This is a genomic window from Paenibacillus sp. ALE2 (assembly GCF_054113385.1).
This window is the reverse complement of the sequence record NZ_CM134213.1, coordinates 1,705,038-1,724,162: the sequence shown is the minus strand read 5'-3', so window position 1 is coordinate 1,724,162 and position 19,125 is coordinate 1,705,038. Positions and strand designations below refer to the sequence as shown.

Genomic DNA, 19,125 nt, shown 5'->3' with positions numbered 1-19,125 from the left:
TTCCTGGTCATTTCTTTAGATTCTTAAAAAAAAGAGTATCAAATGACAAAAACGTATATTTGTCATTTGATACTCTTTGTGTTATCCTGACTTCAAGGAGGTGACTCACACGGTAAGTCAACCGTGTCTCTATGGAAAAATCCTCAGATATACTGACCAAGGAACAGATTCTTATCGCTACAGAAGACACCCTTAGACGTTTTGGTGTAACCAAAAGCTCCGTGACGGATGTTGCCAAAGTGTTAGGAGTAAGTCACGGCACTATTTACCGACACTTTAAAAGTAAAGCCGAGCTTCTTGAAGGCGTGACCGAAAAATGGCTAAATGAAAAGATTATCGATCCGTTAACGGAGATATGCCAGGATTCATCTGTGCTAGGAATATCGCACTTAAAACGGTATATACAGACCTTGGTCGAACTTAAGCAGTATTATGCCCGCGATGACGAGGAAATGTTCGAGATGTATACCCGGGTCACCGAGCAAGCCGCGGATTTAATCGACCAACATATCGCCCACATTGTGGATCAGCTCGCTGATATTATTGTGCGCGGGGGTATCACAGCGGATCAGCCGCCCCAACTGGCGCGTACGCTTTTCTATGCCACAGCCCGTTTTCATCATCCCGCACATGCTTATGAATGGAAGAATCCGACGATTGATCAGGAGTTTGCAGAAGTGTGGATACTTTTAGAAAAAGGGATATCTTAAAATATATAGAAAGAAGGCCAAACACATATGAAGCATTTGGAAGGGAAAATAGCGATTATCACTGGCTCCTCCAGGGGAATTGGACGTGCCATTGCCGAGCAGCTGGCTAATCTAGGTGCTGGTGTAGTCGTCAATTATGCCAGTAGTCCGGACAGAGCTAAAGAAGTGGTAGCAGGCATTCTTCAAAAAGGCGGAAAGGCCATAGCTCTCCACGCTGATCTGAGCAAGATGGGCGATATTGAAGCCTTATTTACAAATACGATTGCTGAATTCGGCAAAGTGGATATTCTGGTTAACAACGCCGGGCTGATGATTACCAAACCTCTGGCTGAGGTGACCGAAGCTGATTTTGACCAACAATTCGCACTGAATGTAAAAGGTACTTTCTTTGCCTGTCAGCAAGCGATGAAATACATGGAGAACTACGGAAGAATCGTGAATCTGTCCACGTCCGTGATCGGACAAATGTTTCCGGCTTATAGCGTATACGCGGGTACGAAAGGCGCAGTGGAGCAATTTACCCGTCAGCTGGCCAAGGAGTTCGGAAGCAGGCAAATTACGATCAATGCCGTGGCTCCCGGCCCTGTCAACACAGAGCTTTTTCAGGCAGGAAAAACAGAGCAACAGATCGAAGGCATGAAGAAAATGAATGCTATGGGTCGTCTCGGTGAACCGGAAGATATCGCTGATGTGATTGAGTTTCTGGTCAGCGCTAAATCGCAGTGGGTTACCGGACAGACCATCCGCGTGAATGGCGGATTCATCTAAAAGCTGGAATACATGAAATGGAGGCTATACACGTTCATGATATTACACAAAGGCGAGACCTTATTTCGACAAGGGGAATCAGGCCCCTTATATCACTTAAAGAGCGGCTTGTTAAAAATTGTCCGAGTCCATGAAGACGGCTCGCAAATTTTAGTTAATGTAATTGTGCCCGATGAAACCATCCCGCACCACTCCCTCATCAGTCCCAATCCCTATTATGGTACCGCGATGGCGCTGGTCACCTCTGAGGTTGAGGTTCTGTCGCAAAAAGAATGGTACCTGAAGCTAGAGCAAGACCCGGCTCAATGTCGAGCCATTGCTTTGCAGCTACAGGATAAGCTGCGCATGATGCAGCAACGAATTGACCAGCTCACGGAGGTATCGCCTGCCGAGAAGCTTCGGAAGCTTCAACACTGGTTCCACTCCTACATCGCACCCGCTACGTTAACAGACGTACTGACGCAAGAGGAAATCGGACAGTTCATCGGGCTACGCCGGGAAACGATTAACCGGCTATTGCGTGCTTCAGGCGCTCCATCTGCGAAAGATGGTGACGATAATGCATCTCGATGAGTCTAAACCACTCTCCCGCATTCAACGCGCCAAATCCGGGATGAGGAGAAGTAGACGACCCTGTTGATTTCTCAACGGTTGGCTCAATCTCTCTCATTTTACGGATCACCACGTTTAATCCTTCTGCAATCTCTTCTTTGCTCGTCGGTTGGGGGGGAGTATACTGCGGAGATGGTGGGACTTGAATACGTATGGGTGGATAGCTTCCCAAGTTAAATGCGGTTGTGCCCGCCTCCGTTTTAGTCCCTTTTTCCCCATTAGACTGTAGACAAAGCTCTATGTTCCTAAGATGCATATAAAGAGCAGAGTTCACCAAATGAAGATACATTTGTCCAAGCGACCATTGTCCCTCCTGCGGTGTGTACTGCAATTGCTCCAGGGTAAAGCTGTCCAATTCAAGAAGATAGTGCTGTGCCGTTTCTTCAAAACGCTGTAATGTTTCGCTTGTATTCATATAGTAAATGCCCCTCTCTATCAAAGTAGCTTTACTATACAAGAATGCTACTGACAGCATTATGTCAGTAGCATTTCAACATTTTTTCCACTTCTGTCCGGACACGCTCGCGAAGCGATTCAGGCTCCAGCACCACCACGTCTGCACCCCATCCAAGTATCCATGATAGTAACTCCTCTGGCTGTCTGACACGAAAGAGTACATGCAGTCCATCTGCATGCTCCTCCATGGACTCCATGTAAAAATGGTTCGCTTCCTTCACTTTATCTACAATATTCGAATTGGCTTGTATGCGGACATTTACATGGCGGTCATCGGGTTGTTTATAATCCTGCAAATTAAAATCACTAGGCAACTGATAGCTATCCTCCAGCATGATCAGATCGTCCATACGCGACAAACGGAAATGGCGCAGCTGCTGCCGCAATTCGCATTGTCCAATCAAAACCCACGAACCATGAAGCAGCACAAGACCATAGGGGGCGACCACACGCACACTTTGGCGATTCCCGTCAGCCTCTGGCAATTTTTTGGAGTAGCTAAACCGAATCTTCCGTTTGTTCAATACAGCGATGCGCAGCGTTTCCAAATACGTTTTCTCTCTCTGGTCTGCCCCTTTACCCACCGCCAGCAGTCTGATGGTCGTCCGCACCTGAGAAACTTCCCTACGTACGCTCTCTGGTAAAATGGCTTCAATTTTTCTGCGTGAAGCTTGTGCCTTCATGCCATAGTCTGTATCAAATTTTTGTTCGACAAAATCTGCTCCGATTAGCAGTGCCACAGCCTCTTCTACAGTAAAGCTTACAGGGGGCAGGAAGTATCCCTCCATCAAGGAGTATCCAATGCCCGGTGCCCCTACAATCGGCACGCCCGATTCGCTTAAAGCCTGAATATCCCGATAAATCGTTCTCACACTTGTTTCGAAAATCGCCGCTAAATCCTCGGCCCGTAAAATATCGTTACGTTGTAACTCTAGCAAAATGGCCAGCAACCGGTCGGTTTTGTTCATACTACATCGCCCCGTCCTTGAAAGGATCTAAATGCACGAATTTAAAAGAGCAATAAGAGCAGTGCACGACTGCGGCTTATTGCTCTTTTGTCATAAAGCAGTTGCTTCTTTATTTAAAAAACACTTTTTCAACGTTATATTTAGCCTTTTGCGAATTGATGATGTAGGTTTCATAAATTTCACGATCTACCGCATCTTCCACAATACAGACCTCAATAATCGCCACTTCGTTCCGATTGGCCTTGATCGGCGATACGTTATCTTCAAAATGCTTTTTGATTCTTGGTCTTAGCTTTCTTGCCTTACCAACGAACAGCAATTCCTCCTGTGCGTTGTAAAACATAAAGATACCAGCCTTATCTCTAGGAATCAGGTGGAAATCTGTAAATCCGTAAATATGGCTGAGCTCAGGGTTAACCTGTTTGGTAATCGTGATATCCGGAGTTGGAATCGTTATATTAATCACTATGTCACTTCCTCATTCTATATAGGTGTAAATACTATCACAAATATGAAGGTAACACCATTCCATAAAATTATGGAGCGTCTCCCGGGATAGGCTTCGTCAATCTCCCCGCCGTTCTTTCGAGTGTCCAGACAAGTCCCCCTATGGCAAGGGTGGCGATGACCGCCATAATTGCTGATCCGCCGGCATGCAGCAGCAGCACGGGAACCCACAGCAGTCCAAGTATACGATGGATGGTTCGCATCCACTTGTTACGTACCTTATTAATATAGAAGCCGTACCCGGAGATCGCCAGTATAATAGCAAAGGCTGCCAGTCCGGAAAAGGTTTTGTGATCTTGAAATTTGGTAATCAGGAAATAGACACCGTGAATGGCAATAAGAATCAAGGTCGCCCAACCCAGCAGTTTATGCAAGGAGTGAAACAACTTTCCGGCCTTTCGAACCAACATGGACGGTGATCTCAATTTCTTCTTAAACCAGAACCAACAGAAAGTGGCCGCTCCAAGAAAAACGGAGATCGTACCCAAGGTATTAAATATTTCCCCGTTACCCCCACCACCTTTTCCGCTGGGACGTCCGCCCATGTGCTCTGGTACATTGCCTCCCGGAGGTCGCATGCCAGGCTTGCCGCCGGAAACGGAGGACATGTAGTAATAGTAGATTAGGAGTAGAGCTGCTACCGTAACTGCAATGATTGCCGGAATCCAAACCGTCTTTTTCGTCTTTGTTTTCATTAATTATGCATCCTCCCCGGGAAAATTGCCTTGATTGTACCCGGTCAAGCTGAAAACAAAATTAACGCTAGCTGAAAGTATTCCTTTTCATGAATATAAAAACACATTATCTACTATGCGAGTAGGTTGGTTTCCGTTACAATATGTCAGTGTGATTCTGGCATCGGCAGATTGACGCGTACTTGAATATTATTGGAGGCTTCTATTTTTTCATGCAAAATGAATCTCATTCTAACGTAAAAATCATAACGGCCGATCCGAGCGCGATCGGCCTGTTTGGCTTGGCCATTGTAACGCTTGTAGCTTCATCCCAAAAGCTTGGTCTCACTGATGGCTTGAGCTTTATTATTCCTTGGGCTATTTTCCTTGGTGCCTTTGCACAGCTGTTTGCCTGCATTCAGGATGCAAAGCATAACAACACCTTTGGCATGACGGCATTTGGTGCTTACGCCTTCTTCTGGTTAGCCGTAGCTAGTAGCTGGATGATTAAAATGGGCGTATTCGGCTCAGAGCTGGCATCAGCGGTGGATGGCAGACAGCTCGGCTTTGCCTTTGCCGGCTATCTGATCTTTACGCTCTTCATGACCATTGGAGCCATGGAGACGCACAAGGTTCTATTTTTTATTTTTGTGTTGATTGATTTTCTATTCCTCGGCCTTAGCTTCGATGCATTCGGCATCGCCCCAGAGGTGTTCCATACCATCGCTGCTTATGCTGAGATGGGCATTGGTTTACTCTCGCTGTACGGCACAGGAGCTGCCGTTCTGAATGCTCATTTTGGCCGTACATTCCTGCCCGTAGGACAGCCTTTCGGCATATTCAAACCACGTCCTTAGTTGCATATGTATATCTCCAAAGCCGCCTTACGCGCCGATCCGCGTTAAGGACGGCTTTGTTTGTTTATCATGCTGGGATTAGTGAATATAAAAGCTCATAATGATAACAATATACATAAATTGTAATCAAAGGGGTATTTGTAAAAATGACACGAGCCGAGCATCGTACGACCTTACCGCAATTTCCAGAATCGTATTGGTTAGCTTCAACCGACGTCCCCAACTTTCCTAAGCTTAATGAGGATATTCAGGTGGATGTTGCTATTGTAGGTGCGGGGATCACGGGTATTACCACTGCTTATTTACTTTCCAAAAAAGGACTAAACGTCGCAGTCGTCGACGCAGGGCGGATACTTCATGGAACGACAGGCCATACGACCGCCAAAATTACCGCACAGCATGATTTGATCTACAGCGAGTTTCTTTCACATTTTGGCAAGGAGAAAACCCGGCTCTATTACGAAGCCAACCGTGATGCTCTTGAATTCATCAGACAAACGGTAGAAGAGTATCATATTGATTGTCAATTTACAGAAGAAGATGCCTATGTTTATACAAGTGCAGATACGCATGTGGAAAAAATCGCCGACGAGTATAAAGCTTATAAGGAACTTGGCATCCCGGGAAGTTATGTAGAACAGACACCTCTGCCTTTCTCAACTAAAGCAGCTATTATGATGGAAAACCAGGCTCAGTTTAATCCGGTTCCTTTCTTAAGGTATTTGGCAAATCAAGTCATTCGGCAAGGCGGGAAAATCTATGAACAGACCACCGTTGTGGGTGTGGATAAAGGAAACCCTGCCATCATTAAAACAAGCGACGGGCATAAAATTACCTGCAACCATGTCGTATCCTCCTCTCATTTTCCGTTCAATGATCCCAACAGTCTTTATTTTGCACGATTGCATGCCGAACGTTCTTATGTACTAGCGGTCAAGACGGACAAAACCTATCCGGGTGGTATGTACCTAAGTGCAGAAACCCCCAAACGTTCGCTTCGCTCTGTACTGATAAACGGTGAACCGATGGTCATCGTCGGTGGCGAAGGCCACAAAACGGGTCAAGGAATCTGCACATTTCAATACTATGAAGCCTTAGAAAAGTTCGCAGAGCAAACATTTGGATTAAAGGAAATCGTCTATCGCTGGTCGGCCCAGGACCTGTATTCGTTAGACAAGCTCCCTTATATCGGGCAGGAATTAGCCGATGTTCCTAACATCCTCTTGGCTACGGGTTATAGAAAATGGGGGATGACCACAAGTGTCGCAGCGGCTTTATTAAATACGAATCTGATTACCAGAAAGGAAAGCCCGTATCAGGATCTTTTCTCCCCTTCAAGATTTCATGCGGACCCCGACATTAAAACATTTGTGACACAAAATGCGAATGTAGCTAAACACTTGATTGCCGGGAAGCTGGGAATCAGCCACAAAAAAGCCGAAGAACTCCAGCAAGACGAAGGGGCAGTCATTCGGCTGAATGGCAAAAGGGCAGGCGCTTACCGAGATTTACAGGGGACACTGCACCTAGTGGACACAACGTGCACCCATATGGGCTGCGAAGTTGACTGGAACGAGGCGGAAAGAACATGGGATTGCCCATGTCATGGCTCTCGCTTTTCATATCAAGGCGAAGTAATTGAAGGACCCGCTAAAAAAGCACTTGGCAAGGTTGAAGCCGAATAGAACGATCCTTTCGGAATAAACCTAGTTATGCTGGACAACATACCTTCGAGAATCATAAAAGAAAGGTGATCCTATGATAAGCCAACAACCTTCATTAGCGGCGCATGAGTCCCTAGAGATCCATGAAGTGCTTAACTTCAAAACGTTATGTTTAGCCAAGTCCAAATTAATGCAGGGCTTAGTATTCGATCAAGAGCTAAAGGATTTAATGGAAAAAGATGTTCAGCAATCTATTCAGGCTGTTGCTGATTTGCAAGCAATCTACGCTAAAGCACCGTTTCAAGCACCTGTTCCTGACTCCCGTCCAACACCAATTTTAAATTGAGGTGAATGATGTGACACCTAGCCAGACCCAGTCCGCCAAAATGGATTATGTGGACCCAAAAAACTCATTAAATATGCCCGAAATGGCAGACACGACACTTGCAATGGATTTTCTGGTTCGCGTCAAGGAAGGGGTTCGGAACACAGCAGTAGCTTTAACAGAAACCGTCTCTACCGATGCCAGGACCCTATTGCGCCATCAACTGCATCAAGGTATCGCGCTTCATCAGGAAATTACTGAACTGATGGTACGAAAAAAATGGTTCCATCCCTATGATTTGCAAAAGCAATATCAATTGGATCAACTGTCAGCCAATAAGACGGTGGACATTAGCAAGATGAAACTGTTCCCAGACGATACCACACGCAAAGGTATGTTTGACCGCACGCCGGACGAACATATTGGAGGGAAGCAGGCATGAAGGCAGTGACCTACCAAGGTATCAAAAATGTTGTCGTTAAAGACGTTCCGGACCCACGTATTCAAAAAGCCGATGATGCGATTGTCAGACTGACAACAACCGCTATTTGCGGTTCAGATCTGCATCTCATTCATGGAATGATTCCGAATCTACAAGAGAATTATGTAATTGGGCATGAGCCGATGGGGGTTGTAGAAGAAGTCGGCAGCGGCGTGACTAACTTGAAAAAGGGAGATCGCGTGATCATTCCGTTCAACATCGCGTGTGGTGAATGCTTTTACTGTAAAAACCAATTGGAAAGCCAATGTGATCATTCGAATGAAAATGGAGAGATGGGCGCCTTTTTCGGCTATTCAGGAACAACTGGTGGATATCCGGGTGGACAAGCTGAATATTTACGTGTGCCTTTTGCCAACTTCACTCACTTCAAAATTCCGGAGAGTTGCGAACATCCTGACGAGAAGCTTTGCCTGATTGCTGATGCTATGACTACTGCATTTTGGAGCGTCGATAATGCCGGAGTGAAAGCTGGGGATACTGTCATTGTTATAGGCTGTGGGCCAGTAGGTCTATTAGCGCAAAAGTTCGCCTGGTTCAAAGGGGCAAAACGAGTCATTGCGGCAGACTATCTGGATTATCGTCTGCAACACGCAAAGCGCACCAATCATGTGGAGATCGTGAATGTGGAATCGCAAGAAAACGTCGGCAACTACCTGAAGGAGATGACCAAAGGAGGCGCGGACGTAGTTATTGACTGCTCCGGCATGAGCGGCAAAATGTCTCCGCTGGAATCCTTGGCTTCAGGTCTTAAACTTCACGGTGGAGCTTTGGGAGGCTTAGTCATAGCTACACAGGCTGTCCGCAAAGGGGGTACCATTCAAGTTACCGGGGTATACGGCGGTCGATATAACGGTTTTCCGATGGGAGATATTTTTCAGCGAAATGTTAATTTGCGTACGGGACAGGCTCCTGTTATTCACTATATGCCTTACATGTATGAGTTGATAGATACGGGGAAGGTTGACCCTGGTGACGTTGTCACACACGTCATTCCACTAAGCGATGCTAAACGCGGATATGAAATTTTCGATACCAGACAAGACAATTGCATCAAAGTTGTACTTAAACCTTAACTATATATTGGACTGGAGGCAAATGTTATATGGTGTATGGCCTGCACGAAACACTTGAAGTCCATGAATTGTCAGCATTCAAAACAGTGTGTCTCACCAAGTCTAAAACAATGCAAGCATTGATCTCTGATCCGGTTCTCAAAGCTATTTTGCAAAAGGACGTTGACCTAACAACACGACAATTGCAAGAGCTGAGTAATGTTTTAAATCAAGCCTCGTCATCACAGGAGGTGGAGCAATGAATATACTCTTGGAGTATTTGACCGGACTCAATACGTTAACCGACCAAGTGATTGCTGCTGATTTTTTAAACACCGCCAAAAGCGGTGTGAGAAATTACGCTATGGCCATAACGGAAGCGGGAACTCCAGAAATTAAAGCTATGCTTACAAAACAACTGGATGAAGCTATCGATATGCATGAGCAAATTTCAACGTACATGATCGAACGTGGCTGGTATCACCCCTGGAACGTAAAAGAGCAGCTGTCGGTGGATCTGCAAAATATCAATACTGCATTGCAAGCTCCTGTTTTGTAAAAGGATGCCTTCGGCATTATACGAAGCACGTTCCTGCTTATATATAAAGTCCTTAAGCCGTCTTTCACGCCGATTCGTGTTAAAGACGGCTTAAGGGGTTATCTCGTGATTCTTATTATTCCGCTTGCCAATTTGGCATCCGCTCTGCCGGGTAACGAAGGCCGGCTGCCATTCCTTTAGGGATGATGGCGTTAATCGTCTCCATTTCTTCTGCGGACAAGCCCACATCAACTGCTCCTGCATTTTCCTCTAAATACGTGACCCGTTTGGTGCCGGGAATCGGTACAATTCCCTCTTGCGCAAGCAGCCAGGCCAAAGCAAGCTGAGAAGGCTTGACTCCTTTTTGAGCCGCAAGATCCTTAACATGCTGCACGAGATCCAGATTCTTTTGGAAATTCTCAGGCTGAAAACGCGGCACCGTGCGACGGAAATCATCTTCTGCGAAATCATCAAACTTCTGAATTTGCCCGCTCAAAAATCCGCGGCCCAGTGGACTGTAGGCCACAAATTCGATGCCCAGTTCCTTACATGTCGGTATCACTTCATCTTCTGCTTCCCGGCTCCATAAGGAGTATTCTGTCTGCAACGCTGTAATCGGGTGTACCTTGTGAGCACGTCTGATCAGTGCAGGAGACGCCTCGGATAGCCCAAGATAGCGAACTTTTCCCGCTTGAACCAGATCACTCATCGCCCCTACTGTTTCTTCAATAGGCACATTCGGATCGACCCGGTGCTGGTAGTACAAATCAATCACATCTACACCCAATCTTTGCAGGCTGCGATCACATGCCTGTTTTACATATTCAGGACGGCCACTAACACCCAGGAATCCCCCATCCTCTCCGCGCATAATGGAGAATTTGGTAGCCAACACCACCTCATCCCGGTGGCTCCGCAAGATTTGACTGATCAGTTTTTCATTTTTCCCCACACCGTAGACATCTGCTGTATCCCAGAAGTTGATCCCCAGCTCCAACGCACGATGAAGCGTTTTGATCGATTCCTGATCATCCAACTCACCATAATACTCGGACATTCCCATGCAGCCCAGACCCAGAGCAGATACTTGAAGGTCGCTGTTACCCAGTTGTTTCTTTTTCAATTTTATCACTCCCAATTTGTCAGAATAGTTACGTATTTCCTAATCACCACGTTACACCCCGTATGTTACTACTTAAAGTTAACTTTAAGTCAAGTGGTATCTCGTATATGACGTTTCAAATTTTTTTAGAAAAATTTGATTTCAAGGTTGTAAAAGGCCGCTGTAAATTTCCTATATATATGAGAAACGAATTATCGCGCGAGATTCTGTTTCAAAATCATCTAATTGGAGGTTTCCCATGCCAGCAAACTACTCTTACACCAAAACGTCTGATGGTTTCCATGTGATTATTACGCCAGCCTCGAATATTCAAAATAAAAATATTCGAAGCCGGATCACACAGCAAACCGACTACGGGATTAATGGGGGCTTCTTTTACCCTATCAGCACTACAACGCCACCGACTCAAGGTTTATCCATTGCGGTGACACCTAATAATACTCACGATATTAAGGCAAATGCCAAAGAGAATAGTCGGGGTACTGCATTTATTTTTACGGAAAGCAACAAAACAAAAATAGGAATTACCCGTACTTCAAGTGTGACGGATCTCAAAAAACAAATGGGAACGGCAATTAAGTACAAATCCATTATTAGCGGCGGTAGTCTATCACTGAAGAATGAGGAAGATGTTTGGCTCAAGGAGCTGAAAGAGATTGAAAATTTCGACTTGAACGGAACCTTGCGATACACCGAATCCATCGGACGGACAGGCTTGGGCTTCAAAGTCGTCAATAACATTTGGCAGGTCTACCTGGTTGTTCATGAAAATGCGACGCTGAAACAACTTCGCAACTATTTTATCAAGCAGGATTGCTTCGAAGCCATTCTTCTGGATGGTGGAGGCTCATCCGGCATTCAGGTCAAAAACTCGGCAGGCACCATGGTCAAATATGAGCAAACACGTTATATCTACAACATGGTAAAACTTATTAACATCCCCTAAGGCTTATGACGTGCTTCCATAGGAGTGAGGAGGCCTTATCGGCCTCCTCTACAAATCATCCAGCACAATAATTTCCAATGCTAGGAAAACAGGTGTTGCAGGGTACACATAGGAGACTTCAATCGGTTGCCCCACCTGTAATTCTGCTGGACGGATTAATTGCCTTTGCTGACCATCCATCTGCTTATAAATATGTGTATCTGGAACGGATATATAGACCGATTGAATAGGTTTTTCCGCTGGATCATCACTTTGGGGTAGTTCTCTAGTAAATTGAACAGGCCGTTCAAATCGGATCAAATAGTCCATGGTAGGGGCTGCTAAGGGTTGTTCTACTTCTTTTTTAATCCTTTCAATACTTTCGATCTTGGCACGCCCTGTATATACTGTTGTACTTTCCAGATGATCCAAGTCAAAAATAGATCGAACCACCGCTCCATTAGATTTGTTAACCGGCGTAGCCGATTCTTTTGTAGAACATGCAGGCAGTAAAGCTGCCGCAAGCAAGGCAAAAACAAGAGCAGAAGCTCTATTTTTCATAAGTGATCCTCCCGAATCTGGTTTAAAGAATATGTTCATTATTACGACGCAAACAGGAACAATTTGGTTGCTTTAATCTGTATTTATCTATTACATTCTGAAAGGTGTGCAATTATATGTTAAAAAAACTCGGTTTAGCAGTCCTCACTGCATCAACACTTCTAGTAGGAAGCTCTATTACGGCAAGCGCTGATTCTACTGTAAATTACGATCATTTGCTCTCGGCAGGGACCACTAACGCTTTTCTGGCCATGGAAGATGGATCTCCATTTTACGCAACGGGAAGTAACGGCAATGGCAAGCTCGGTGTAGGCAATGGCGGAGGGAATAATAAAACAAGTCCGATGCAAGCAGATGTATCTGACATCGCTATGATTGATGCTGGTGATTTGCACTCAACCTTGCTCAAAAAAGACGGAACGATATGGTCTTGGGGTTTTGCAAGTTACGGCGAACTAGGAACAGGGAACAAGCGGGATACGGCAAGAGTCCCTGTGAAAAACAAATATATTGATCATGTTAAGGAAGTGAGAGCGGGAGGTCAATTTACGCTTGCCCTCAAAAATGACGGAACCGTGTGGGCCTACGGAGAAAATAATTTTGGACAACTGGGCATTGGCACAAAAGGGGCTTCTGCCTTTTCCGTGAAACCTGTTCAGGTACAAGGCTTAGAAGATATTGTAGCCATTGACGCTGGTGATAGCTTTGGCGCGGCTCTAGACAAAAACAATCAGTTATGGGTATGGGGACGTGGCTTTGATGGCGCTCTGGGACAGGATGATAAAGAAAACCAGCTTACCCCTGTTCAATACCGAATTGATGATATCAAAAACTTTACCGCTGGAGCTGACCGCATTTATGTGTTAACGAATAGCGGAGAAGTATACGCTTCCGGTAGCAATACTTCGGGTAAGCTGGGGGATGGAACCTCTACCTTTAGAAGATCCCCCGTATTGATTAATATTTCCGATGTAAATAGACTGAAAGCAGGCAAAACCCAAACTTTCGCACTGAAAAATGACGGAACCCTTTGGGGGTGGGGAACCAATAATGAAGGACAAGTAGGTGATGGGACTGATGTGTTTTCGATTAAAGTCCCGACTCAGGTTGTAGATGAGATGAATACGCCTCTAACCGATGTAGTCGCTTTCAGTGCAGCAGGCAACCATTCGCATGCTTTGACAGCCGATGGAACAGTCTGGTCCTGGGGATTTAACAGAAATGGTGAACTGGGCATTGGCAATACCAAGGAACAATATGCTGCTACGAAAACGAATTTCCCGAATCCATTTTCCAAATAAGCTCCGTTCTCTCCAATTCAATCAGGGCAGGTTCAATCAACTGTCCTGATTGCTTTTTTATTTTCATATAGAACCTGCTTTATTATAAAAAAACTATTGTTATGTATGAACAGAAGCGCTTCGCGGCTTCTGAAAGACGGCGAGGAAATTCATTTACAGAGCTAAAGCCTCTTCCGTGATCTTTTTAATATCAATGGATGAAGGCGTTTCTTCCTTAACCATATCCGGCAGGATATTTTCCAAAAAATACTCAACGCATTTCAAATTAATATTTTTGATTTTTACAAGCGCATTGCGATACATCACGATAAATTCCTTTTCGGTATTCCCCCGCTGAAGCTCGGCAAACGCTTCATACACCTGATCCATTTTATCCGCTACTTCTAAAATTAAGCCTTCAACAGAATCATCTTTACCTTCTCTTAGCTGCTTGCGGAAAATTGCTTTAAAATCCTCGGGAATATTCTCTTCTATAAAATACTCAATCATACCCTCTTCAACTTGCTGGATTAATAACCGTAGTTCCTTGGAGGAATGCTTAACAGGCGTTTTAATGTCTCCAATAAAAATCTCGCCGTAATCGTGACTGCTGGTAATCTCGTATAGCTTTTTCCAATCAATATTGAGGCCGTTTCTCTCTTCGATATCAGCCAGGGTTTTGGCATATTGTACTACTTTCCAGGAATGAGCCGATACACTATGTTCCTCGAATTTAAACTTGCCTGGACAACGAATAATTCTTTCCAACTCATTTAGCGATCGAAAATAGGTGTGAATTCCCATCAATACATCCATCCTTTAACGGTATGAAATAGTAGATATAAACCAACTATAAACCTCAACTATTAACAGCAGATTATCGCAATATCAAGTTGATTCTTTCACATATAGCACATAAACAAATTTTGCTATACACTTTATATAAAAAAGTAAAAGTGGTGAATTCGTTGTTTAAAATCTTGCTGATTGAAGATGATGAAACTTTGTTCCATGAAATAAAGGACAGGTTAACTCAATGGGCCTATGATGTGTACGGCATCCGGGATTTTAGTAAAGTCATTCAAGAATTCACAACGATAAAGCCCGATCTGGTCGTGATTGATATTCAATTGCCGAAATTTGATGGTTTTCATTGGTGTCGAATGATTCGATCCCACTCTAACGTCCCGATTATCTTCTTATCATCGCGGGATCACCCTACAGATATAGTAATGTCAATGCAGCTTGGAGCGGATGATTTTATCCAAAAACCCTTCCATTTTGATGTACTGATTGCAAAATTACAAGCGACACTTCGCCGTGTATATAATTACAATACCGAACCTGTTTCCCTGAAAACATGGCGTGGAGCGACGGTCGATTATGAAAAAAATGTAGTAGCCAATGAGGCTGGCTCCATCGAATTAACCAAGAACGAGATTTTTATTTTGAAGCTGCTGATTGAACAAAAAAATAAAATTGTCACACGAGAGGAATTAATTAAAAGCCTCTGGGATGATGAACGTTTTGTCAGCGACAATACCCTGACCGTCAACTTGAACCGCCTGCGTAAAAAATTGGACGAGTTGGATTTGGGCTGTTTCATTGAAACAAAAGTGGGGCAAGGCTACATGGCTACAGAAGAGGCACCTGCCTATGATTAAAAAATACCTTACAGAGAGGCGGAGCTGGATTCTACTTTTTGTATGCCAACAAATGCTGATCCTTCTCATTGCTTATGTGGATACGGCCATCCCGTTAATGCCGATCCTGTATGTCGTTTTCTTATCTATGTTGGTTTTCCTGGCTTTTTTAATCGTTCGCTATCCCAAGGAAACCAAGTTCTATAGGGCCTTGGAAGAATGGGAGGGGCCTCTCCAATTAACCGGAATGGGCGAACCTGAAAGTCCATTTGAGCGAATCATTGAACACAAAATTGTCCATCAGACCGAACGACTACAACAGATGATCTCGCAAAATCAATTGACTCTGGAACACGAAAAGGATGAACTGTTATCATGGATTCATGAGGTGAAAACACCTTTAACCGCCATGCATTTGATGATTGAGCGACTGGATGACAAATCTCTTAAGGCTCAGCTAACTTATGAATGGCTGCGAATTCATTTACTGCTGGACCAACAGTTGCATCAGAAGCGCATATCCTTTATTGAAAACGATTTATACGTCGAACAAGTAGATTTAAAATCTCTGGTTTTTAAAGAGATCAAAGCATTACAGTCATGGTGCATCCAAAAAGGGATCGGTTTTGACATCCGACTTGAGCACATGGAAGTGCTAAGTGATGCCAAATGGCTAGCTTTTATCATCAGACAGCTCTTAACCAATGCCATCAAATATAGCGATGCCAGTGATATTATCATTCACAGTTATGAACATAAGGATCGAATACAGCTTGAGGTTCAAGACTTTGGGCGTGGGATTGATCCGAGGGATATACCTCGTATTTTCGAGAAAGGTTTTACATCCACGACCCAACATTCCGATCATACTTCAACAGGCATGGGGTTATATTTAACGAAAAAGGCAGCGCAGTCCTTGCTCATACATATAGATGTGCACTCCCAACCGAACGCAGGTACGACCTTCACTTTAATTTTCCCCAAACGAAATGATTTCGTAAGTATGATGAGCATGTGACAGAGATGTCACATGCTTTTATGTATTGTTCGCCCAATCAAGGGAAAAGCATCGGCACGATTTTTATAATAAGGCTACAAGAACAATAAGGAGTGCATCGAAGTGAATATTTTAGAAGCCCATAAGATTCACAAAAGCTATGGTAATAAGCTAAATATGCAGGAGGTTTTGAAAGGAATAGATATCGTTATTGAGGAAGGTGAATTTGTCAGTATTATGGGAGCCTCCGGTTCAGGTAAAACCACTCTGCTAAATGTCCTTTCCTCCATTGATAAAGTAAGCCACGGTTCCATTAAGATCAATGATATCGAAATGACGAAAATGAAAGAAAAGCAACTGGCTGAATTCCGCAAACAGCATTTAGGCTTTATTTTTCAAGAGTATAATCTGCTGGATACGCTCACCGTGAAGGAGAACATCCTTTTGCCCCTATCTATCACCAAAACGCCTAAAAAAGAGGCCAACCAAAGATTTCAGGAGGTGGCTACAGAACTGGGGATTTATGAGCTCAAGGACAAGTATCCCAATGAAATTTCGGGTGGACAGAAACAGCGTACATCTGCGGCTAGAGCGTTTATTCATGAGCCTACGATTATTTTTGCCGATGAACCTACGGGTGCGCTTGATTCGAAGTCGGCTTCTGATCTATTAAACAAGCTGGGTCAGCTGAACCAAAAGCGCAAAGCAACTATTATTATGGTCACGCATGATCCTGTTGCAGCCAGCCATTGCAGCCGAGTCATTTTTATGAAGGATGGGCAAATGTATACGCAGCTTCATAAAGGCGTGCAGGAAAGGCAAAGCTTCTTCCAGGATATCATGAAAACCCAAGCAGTCTTAGGCGGGGTCCAATATGAACATTAATCTGCTCATTCTAAAGAATTTGAAAAAAAACCTGAAAAATTATTACCTTTATGTTTTTGCTCTCATTTTCAGTGTTGCGCTCTATTTCGCCTTTGTCACATTACAATACGATCCCTCCATGGACGAAGTGAAGGGCTCTGTTAAAGGCGCAGCTTCTATACGGGCAGCATCCGTCTTACTGGTCGCTATTGTATGCATTTTCCTTTTGTATGCTAATAATATTTTTATAAAAAGACGCAGTAAAGAAATTGGCCTATTTCAACTGATCGGAATGACAAAAAGTAAAATTTTTCGCATTCTAAGTGCTGAAAACTTAATTTTATACTTCGGTTCTCTTTTCGTTGGAATTGGGGTTGGATTTTCTTTTTCCAAATTAGTGATCATGATCTTATTTAAGACGACGGGCGTCGAGGCTATTGCCACTCTATATTTCTCGAACCAAGCACTGACTCAAACACTCATCGTTTTTGTTGTCATCTACTTGCTGATTATGGTCATGAATTACTCTTTTATCAAAAGACAAAGTATTTTGTCTTTGTTCCGAGTGACCTCAACCACCGAAGGGAAAATCAAGAAAATAACGATCTTTGAGATGATTATCGGGATCATTGGCGTCTCACTCATCGCGTTAGGTTACTATGTTTCCTCCAGATTATTTGGTGGAGACTTTACATCCCTAAATGAACTATTTATGGCAATGGTGTTTATTTTGGGCTCTGTCATCATCGGAACATTTCTCTTTTATAAAGGGTCCATCCGCTTTATTTCCAATATCATCAGAAAAAGTAAAGGCGGCTACTTAAACATTCATGAGGTGCTGTCCCTCTCATCCATTATGTTCCGCATGAAATCCAATGCTTTGTTGTTAACCATTATTACGACAGTATCGGCACTTGCTATCGGTTTACTATCCTTAAGCTATATCGCCTATTATTCTGCGGATCAAGCAGCTGAGGATAATGTACCTTCCCATTTTGCCATGACGAATGTGCCGGATGCGGAGAAATTCAAAGCGTTACTTCATGAGCATGATATACAGTATCGAGAAAAGAAAATTGAAGTGATTCAAGTCAGTGTGAAGACAGCGCAAATTATGGAGACTCCTATGGAACAATTAAATGAGGGTACGGATTCCATGACACTGCCTGTCGTAAGCGACCAATCTGTGGAAGATACGGATGTATCTCCAGGCCAAACGGTTTTAACGGGCTATAATGATATGTTACAGAAATTCATGTCCTTGAAAGACTTTGGACCCTTGGATTTGAAGGGGAAAACAGAAGTCATACCTCAACAATATGTGGGTCTAAAAAAGGATTATGTGATTCCCTACTATTTTGCAGCTGGGGGAGTACCCACTGTCATTGTAGACGAAACCATTTTTGAGCGGTTAAAGAAAGATGTAAATCCAGAGATCCAAAAGAAGTCATCCTTATATATTGGAATTGATATGCTAAACTCAGCGCAGATTGAAGAAGCCGATCGCCTCTTTGCAGCTGCGAATTTTAATGATCAACAAACATCACAGCTTGAAATGAGCAGTAATCAGAAGAGAAATATGGGAGTGATCATGTTTGTCGTTGGCTTTTTGGGACTCACCTTTCTCATTACATCAGGCTGCATCCTTTATTTTAAGCAAATGGATGAGAGCGAAGACGAAAAGGCCAATTATACTGTATTGAGAAAGTTAGGCTTCACCCAAAGTGACCTGCTGCGAGGCATTAAAATAAAACAACTCTTTAACTTCGGCATTCCGTTAGTGATCGGCCTATCACACAGCTATTTCGCCGTCCAATCCGGCTGGTTCTTGTTTGGGACCGAAGTTTGGATGCCTATGATCATCGTGATGGTACTGTACACAGCCTTATATTCCATCTTTGGAGTGCTGTCCATTCTGTATTATAAAAAGGTCATTAAATCAGCATTATAACTGGCAAAAAATCAAAAAATGCCCTCAGCACAAGTGCCGGGGGCTTTTCCAAATATTTGAGCATTTTTGTTCCTGCGTGTACAATAAAATAACTATCATCGTAACCCCAAGGGGGGGAGCTTATTTTATTATTAATCATCAATGGCAT

The 19,125-nt window shown here is 43.8% G+C and carries 23 protein-coding genes; 16 read left to right on the top strand and 7 right to left on the bottom strand.

The features are described from left to right. Positions 1 to 131: 131 nt before the first annotated feature. Genes ACXHJ1_RS07450 through ACXHJ1_RS07440 form a run of 3 tightly spaced genes read left to right on the top strand, consistent with a single transcriptional unit; the run spans position 132 to position 2,051 of the window. Complete coding sequence (locus ACXHJ1_RS07450; protein ID WP_123797816.1) at positions 132 to 710, top strand: TetR/AcrR family transcriptional regulator; 579 nt, start codon at positions 132 to 134, stop codon at positions 708 to 710. A 27-nt stretch (positions 711 to 737) separates the two neighbouring features. Further along, positions 738 to 1,478, top strand: coding sequence for an SDR family oxidoreductase (locus tag ACXHJ1_RS07445; protein WP_102997401.1), 741 nt, complete (start codon positions 738 to 740; stop codon positions 1,476 to 1,478). 36 nt (positions 1,479 to 1,514) lie between these two features. Then, complete coding sequence (locus tag ACXHJ1_RS07440; protein ID WP_457905863.1) at positions 1,515 to 2,051, top strand: Crp/Fnr family transcriptional regulator; 537 nt, start codon at positions 1,515 to 1,517, stop codon at positions 2,049 to 2,051. Here ACXHJ1_RS07440 and ACXHJ1_RS07435 read toward each other — a convergent pair. The 4 genes from ACXHJ1_RS07435 to ACXHJ1_RS07420 form a co-directional block, all read right to left on the bottom strand. Then, positions 1,984 to 2,505, bottom strand: a complete 522-nt coding sequence (locus ACXHJ1_RS07435; RefSeq protein ID WP_064797576.1) for a DinB family protein — start codon at positions 2,503 to 2,505, stop codon at positions 1,984 to 1,986. The two genes, ACXHJ1_RS07440 and ACXHJ1_RS07435, sit on opposite strands and share 68 nt — an antisense overlap. A 64-nt stretch (positions 2,506 to 2,569) precedes the next feature. After that, the gene (locus tag ACXHJ1_RS07430) at positions 2,570 to 3,514 is read right to left on the bottom strand and encodes a helix-turn-helix transcriptional regulator (protein WP_457905862.1); all 945 of its coding nucleotides are present in this window, start codon (positions 3,512 to 3,514) and stop codon (positions 2,570 to 2,572) included. A 109-nt stretch (positions 3,515 to 3,623) separates the two neighbouring features. Further along, complete coding sequence (locus tag ACXHJ1_RS07425) at positions 3,624 to 3,980, bottom strand: nucleotide excision repair endonuclease (protein WP_016822573.1); 357 nt, start codon at positions 3,978 to 3,980, stop codon at positions 3,624 to 3,626. Positions 3,981 to 4,050: 70 nt separating this feature from the next. Then, complete coding sequence (locus tag ACXHJ1_RS07420; protein WP_457905861.1) at positions 4,051 to 4,716, bottom strand: hypothetical protein; 666 nt, start codon at positions 4,714 to 4,716, stop codon at positions 4,051 to 4,053. A gap of 212 nt (positions 4,717 to 4,928) precedes the next feature. Here ACXHJ1_RS07420 and ACXHJ1_RS07415 point away from each other — a divergent pair, with 212 nt between their 5' ends. The 7 genes from ACXHJ1_RS07415 (at position 4,929) to ACXHJ1_RS07385 (ending at position 9,654) form a co-directional block, all read left to right on the top strand. Then, positions 4,929 to 5,552, top strand: coding sequence for an acetate uptake transporter (locus ACXHJ1_RS07415; protein ID WP_457905860.1), 624 nt, complete (start codon positions 4,929 to 4,931; stop codon positions 5,550 to 5,552). Positions 5,553 to 5,698: 146 nt separating this feature from the next. Further along, on the top strand, positions 5,699 to 7,237 hold the full coding sequence (locus tag ACXHJ1_RS07410) for an FAD-dependent oxidoreductase (RefSeq protein ID WP_457905859.1): 1,539 nt from the start codon (positions 5,699 to 5,701) through the stop codon (positions 7,235 to 7,237). Positions 7,238 to 7,310: 73 nt separating this feature from the next. Next, a complete protein-coding gene (locus ACXHJ1_RS07405; protein ID WP_457905858.1) occupies positions 7,311 to 7,562 on the top strand; it encodes a spore gernimation protein GerQ in 252 nt (83 codons plus the stop codon). 40 nt (positions 7,563 to 7,602) lie between these two features. Continuing rightward, positions 7,603 to 7,983 carry a spore coat protein gene (locus ACXHJ1_RS07400; protein WP_090889294.1) on the top strand — a complete coding sequence of 127 codons (381 nt, stop codon included), beginning with the start codon at positions 7,603 to 7,605 and terminating at the stop codon, positions 7,981 to 7,983. Beyond that, positions 7,980 to 9,116: a zinc-dependent alcohol dehydrogenase gene (locus tag ACXHJ1_RS07395; RefSeq protein WP_457905857.1), complete on the top strand. Its 1,137-nt coding sequence runs from the start codon at positions 7,980 to 7,982 to the stop codon at positions 9,114 to 9,116. Before ACXHJ1_RS07400 ends, ACXHJ1_RS07395 begins: the two co-directional genes overlap by 4 nt. Before the next feature lie 29 nt (positions 9,117 to 9,145). After that, the gene (locus ACXHJ1_RS07390; protein WP_016822559.1) at positions 9,146 to 9,358 is read left to right on the top strand and encodes a hypothetical protein; all 213 of its coding nucleotides are present in this window, start codon (positions 9,146 to 9,148) and stop codon (positions 9,356 to 9,358) included. Further along, entirely contained in the window at positions 9,355 to 9,654 is a 300-nt protein-coding gene (locus ACXHJ1_RS07385) for a spore coat protein (RefSeq protein WP_457905856.1), read from the top strand. The genes ACXHJ1_RS07390 and ACXHJ1_RS07385 overlap by 4 nt, the downstream gene beginning before the upstream one ends. Before the next feature lie 115 nt (positions 9,655 to 9,769). On the opposite strand, the gene ACXHJ1_RS07380 is transcribed toward ACXHJ1_RS07385, so the two are convergent. Continuing rightward, entirely contained in the window at positions 9,770 to 10,756 is a 987-nt protein-coding gene (locus ACXHJ1_RS07380) for an aldo/keto reductase (protein WP_123797824.1), read from the bottom strand. A gap of 238 nt (positions 10,757 to 10,994) precedes the next feature. Here ACXHJ1_RS07380 and ACXHJ1_RS07375 point away from each other — a divergent pair, with 238 nt between their 5' ends. Then, positions 10,995 to 11,702 carry a phosphodiester glycosidase family protein gene (locus tag ACXHJ1_RS07375; RefSeq protein WP_457905855.1) on the top strand — a complete coding sequence of 236 codons (708 nt, stop codon included), beginning with the start codon at positions 10,995 to 10,997 and terminating at the stop codon, positions 11,700 to 11,702. 48 nt (positions 11,703 to 11,750) lie between these two features. Here the strand turns inward: ACXHJ1_RS07375 and ACXHJ1_RS07370 are convergent, their stop codons facing one another. Further along, positions 11,751 to 12,242, bottom strand: coding sequence for a hypothetical protein (locus ACXHJ1_RS07370; protein WP_457905854.1), 492 nt, complete (start codon positions 12,240 to 12,242; stop codon positions 11,751 to 11,753). Positions 12,243 to 12,358: 116 nt separating this feature from the next. On the opposite strand from ACXHJ1_RS07370, the gene ACXHJ1_RS07365 reads away from it, so the two are divergent. Further along, on the top strand, positions 12,359 to 13,543 hold the full coding sequence (locus ACXHJ1_RS07365; RefSeq protein ID WP_457905853.1) for an RCC1 domain-containing protein: 1,185 nt from the start codon (positions 12,359 to 12,361) through the stop codon (positions 13,541 to 13,543). Between the two features lie 153 nt (positions 13,544 to 13,696). On the opposite strand, the gene ACXHJ1_RS07360 is transcribed toward ACXHJ1_RS07365, so the two are convergent. Continuing rightward, positions 13,697 to 14,326: a YfbR-like 5'-deoxynucleotidase gene (locus ACXHJ1_RS07360; protein ID WP_019689016.1), complete on the bottom strand. Its 630-nt coding sequence runs from the start codon at positions 14,324 to 14,326 to the stop codon at positions 13,697 to 13,699. Positions 14,327 to 14,490: 164 nt separating this feature from the next. Between ACXHJ1_RS07360 and ACXHJ1_RS07355 the strand changes: the two genes are divergently transcribed. The 4 genes from ACXHJ1_RS07355 to ACXHJ1_RS07340 all read left to right on the top strand — a co-directional run bounded on the left by ACXHJ1_RS07355 (position 14,491) and on the right by ACXHJ1_RS07340 (position 18,977). Further along, positions 14,491 to 15,186, top strand: a complete 696-nt coding sequence (locus tag ACXHJ1_RS07355; RefSeq protein ID WP_016822550.1) for a response regulator transcription factor — start codon at positions 14,491 to 14,493, stop codon at positions 15,184 to 15,186. Then, entirely contained in the window at positions 15,179 to 16,183 is a 1,005-nt protein-coding gene (locus tag ACXHJ1_RS07350; RefSeq protein WP_457905852.1) for a sensor histidine kinase, read from the top strand. Before ACXHJ1_RS07355 ends, ACXHJ1_RS07350 begins: the two co-directional genes overlap by 8 nt. Positions 16,184 to 16,285: 102 nt before the next feature. Beyond that, positions 16,286 to 17,047 carry an ABC transporter ATP-binding protein gene (locus tag ACXHJ1_RS07345; RefSeq protein WP_107733677.1) on the top strand — a complete coding sequence of 254 codons (762 nt, stop codon included), beginning with the start codon at positions 16,286 to 16,288 and terminating at the stop codon, positions 17,045 to 17,047. Then, complete coding sequence (locus tag ACXHJ1_RS07340; RefSeq protein WP_167437931.1) at positions 17,037 to 18,977, top strand: ABC transporter permease; 1,941 nt, start codon at positions 17,037 to 17,039, stop codon at positions 18,975 to 18,977. The genes ACXHJ1_RS07345 and ACXHJ1_RS07340 overlap by 11 nt, the downstream gene beginning before the upstream one ends. Positions 18,978 to 19,125 lie beyond the last annotated feature (148 nt).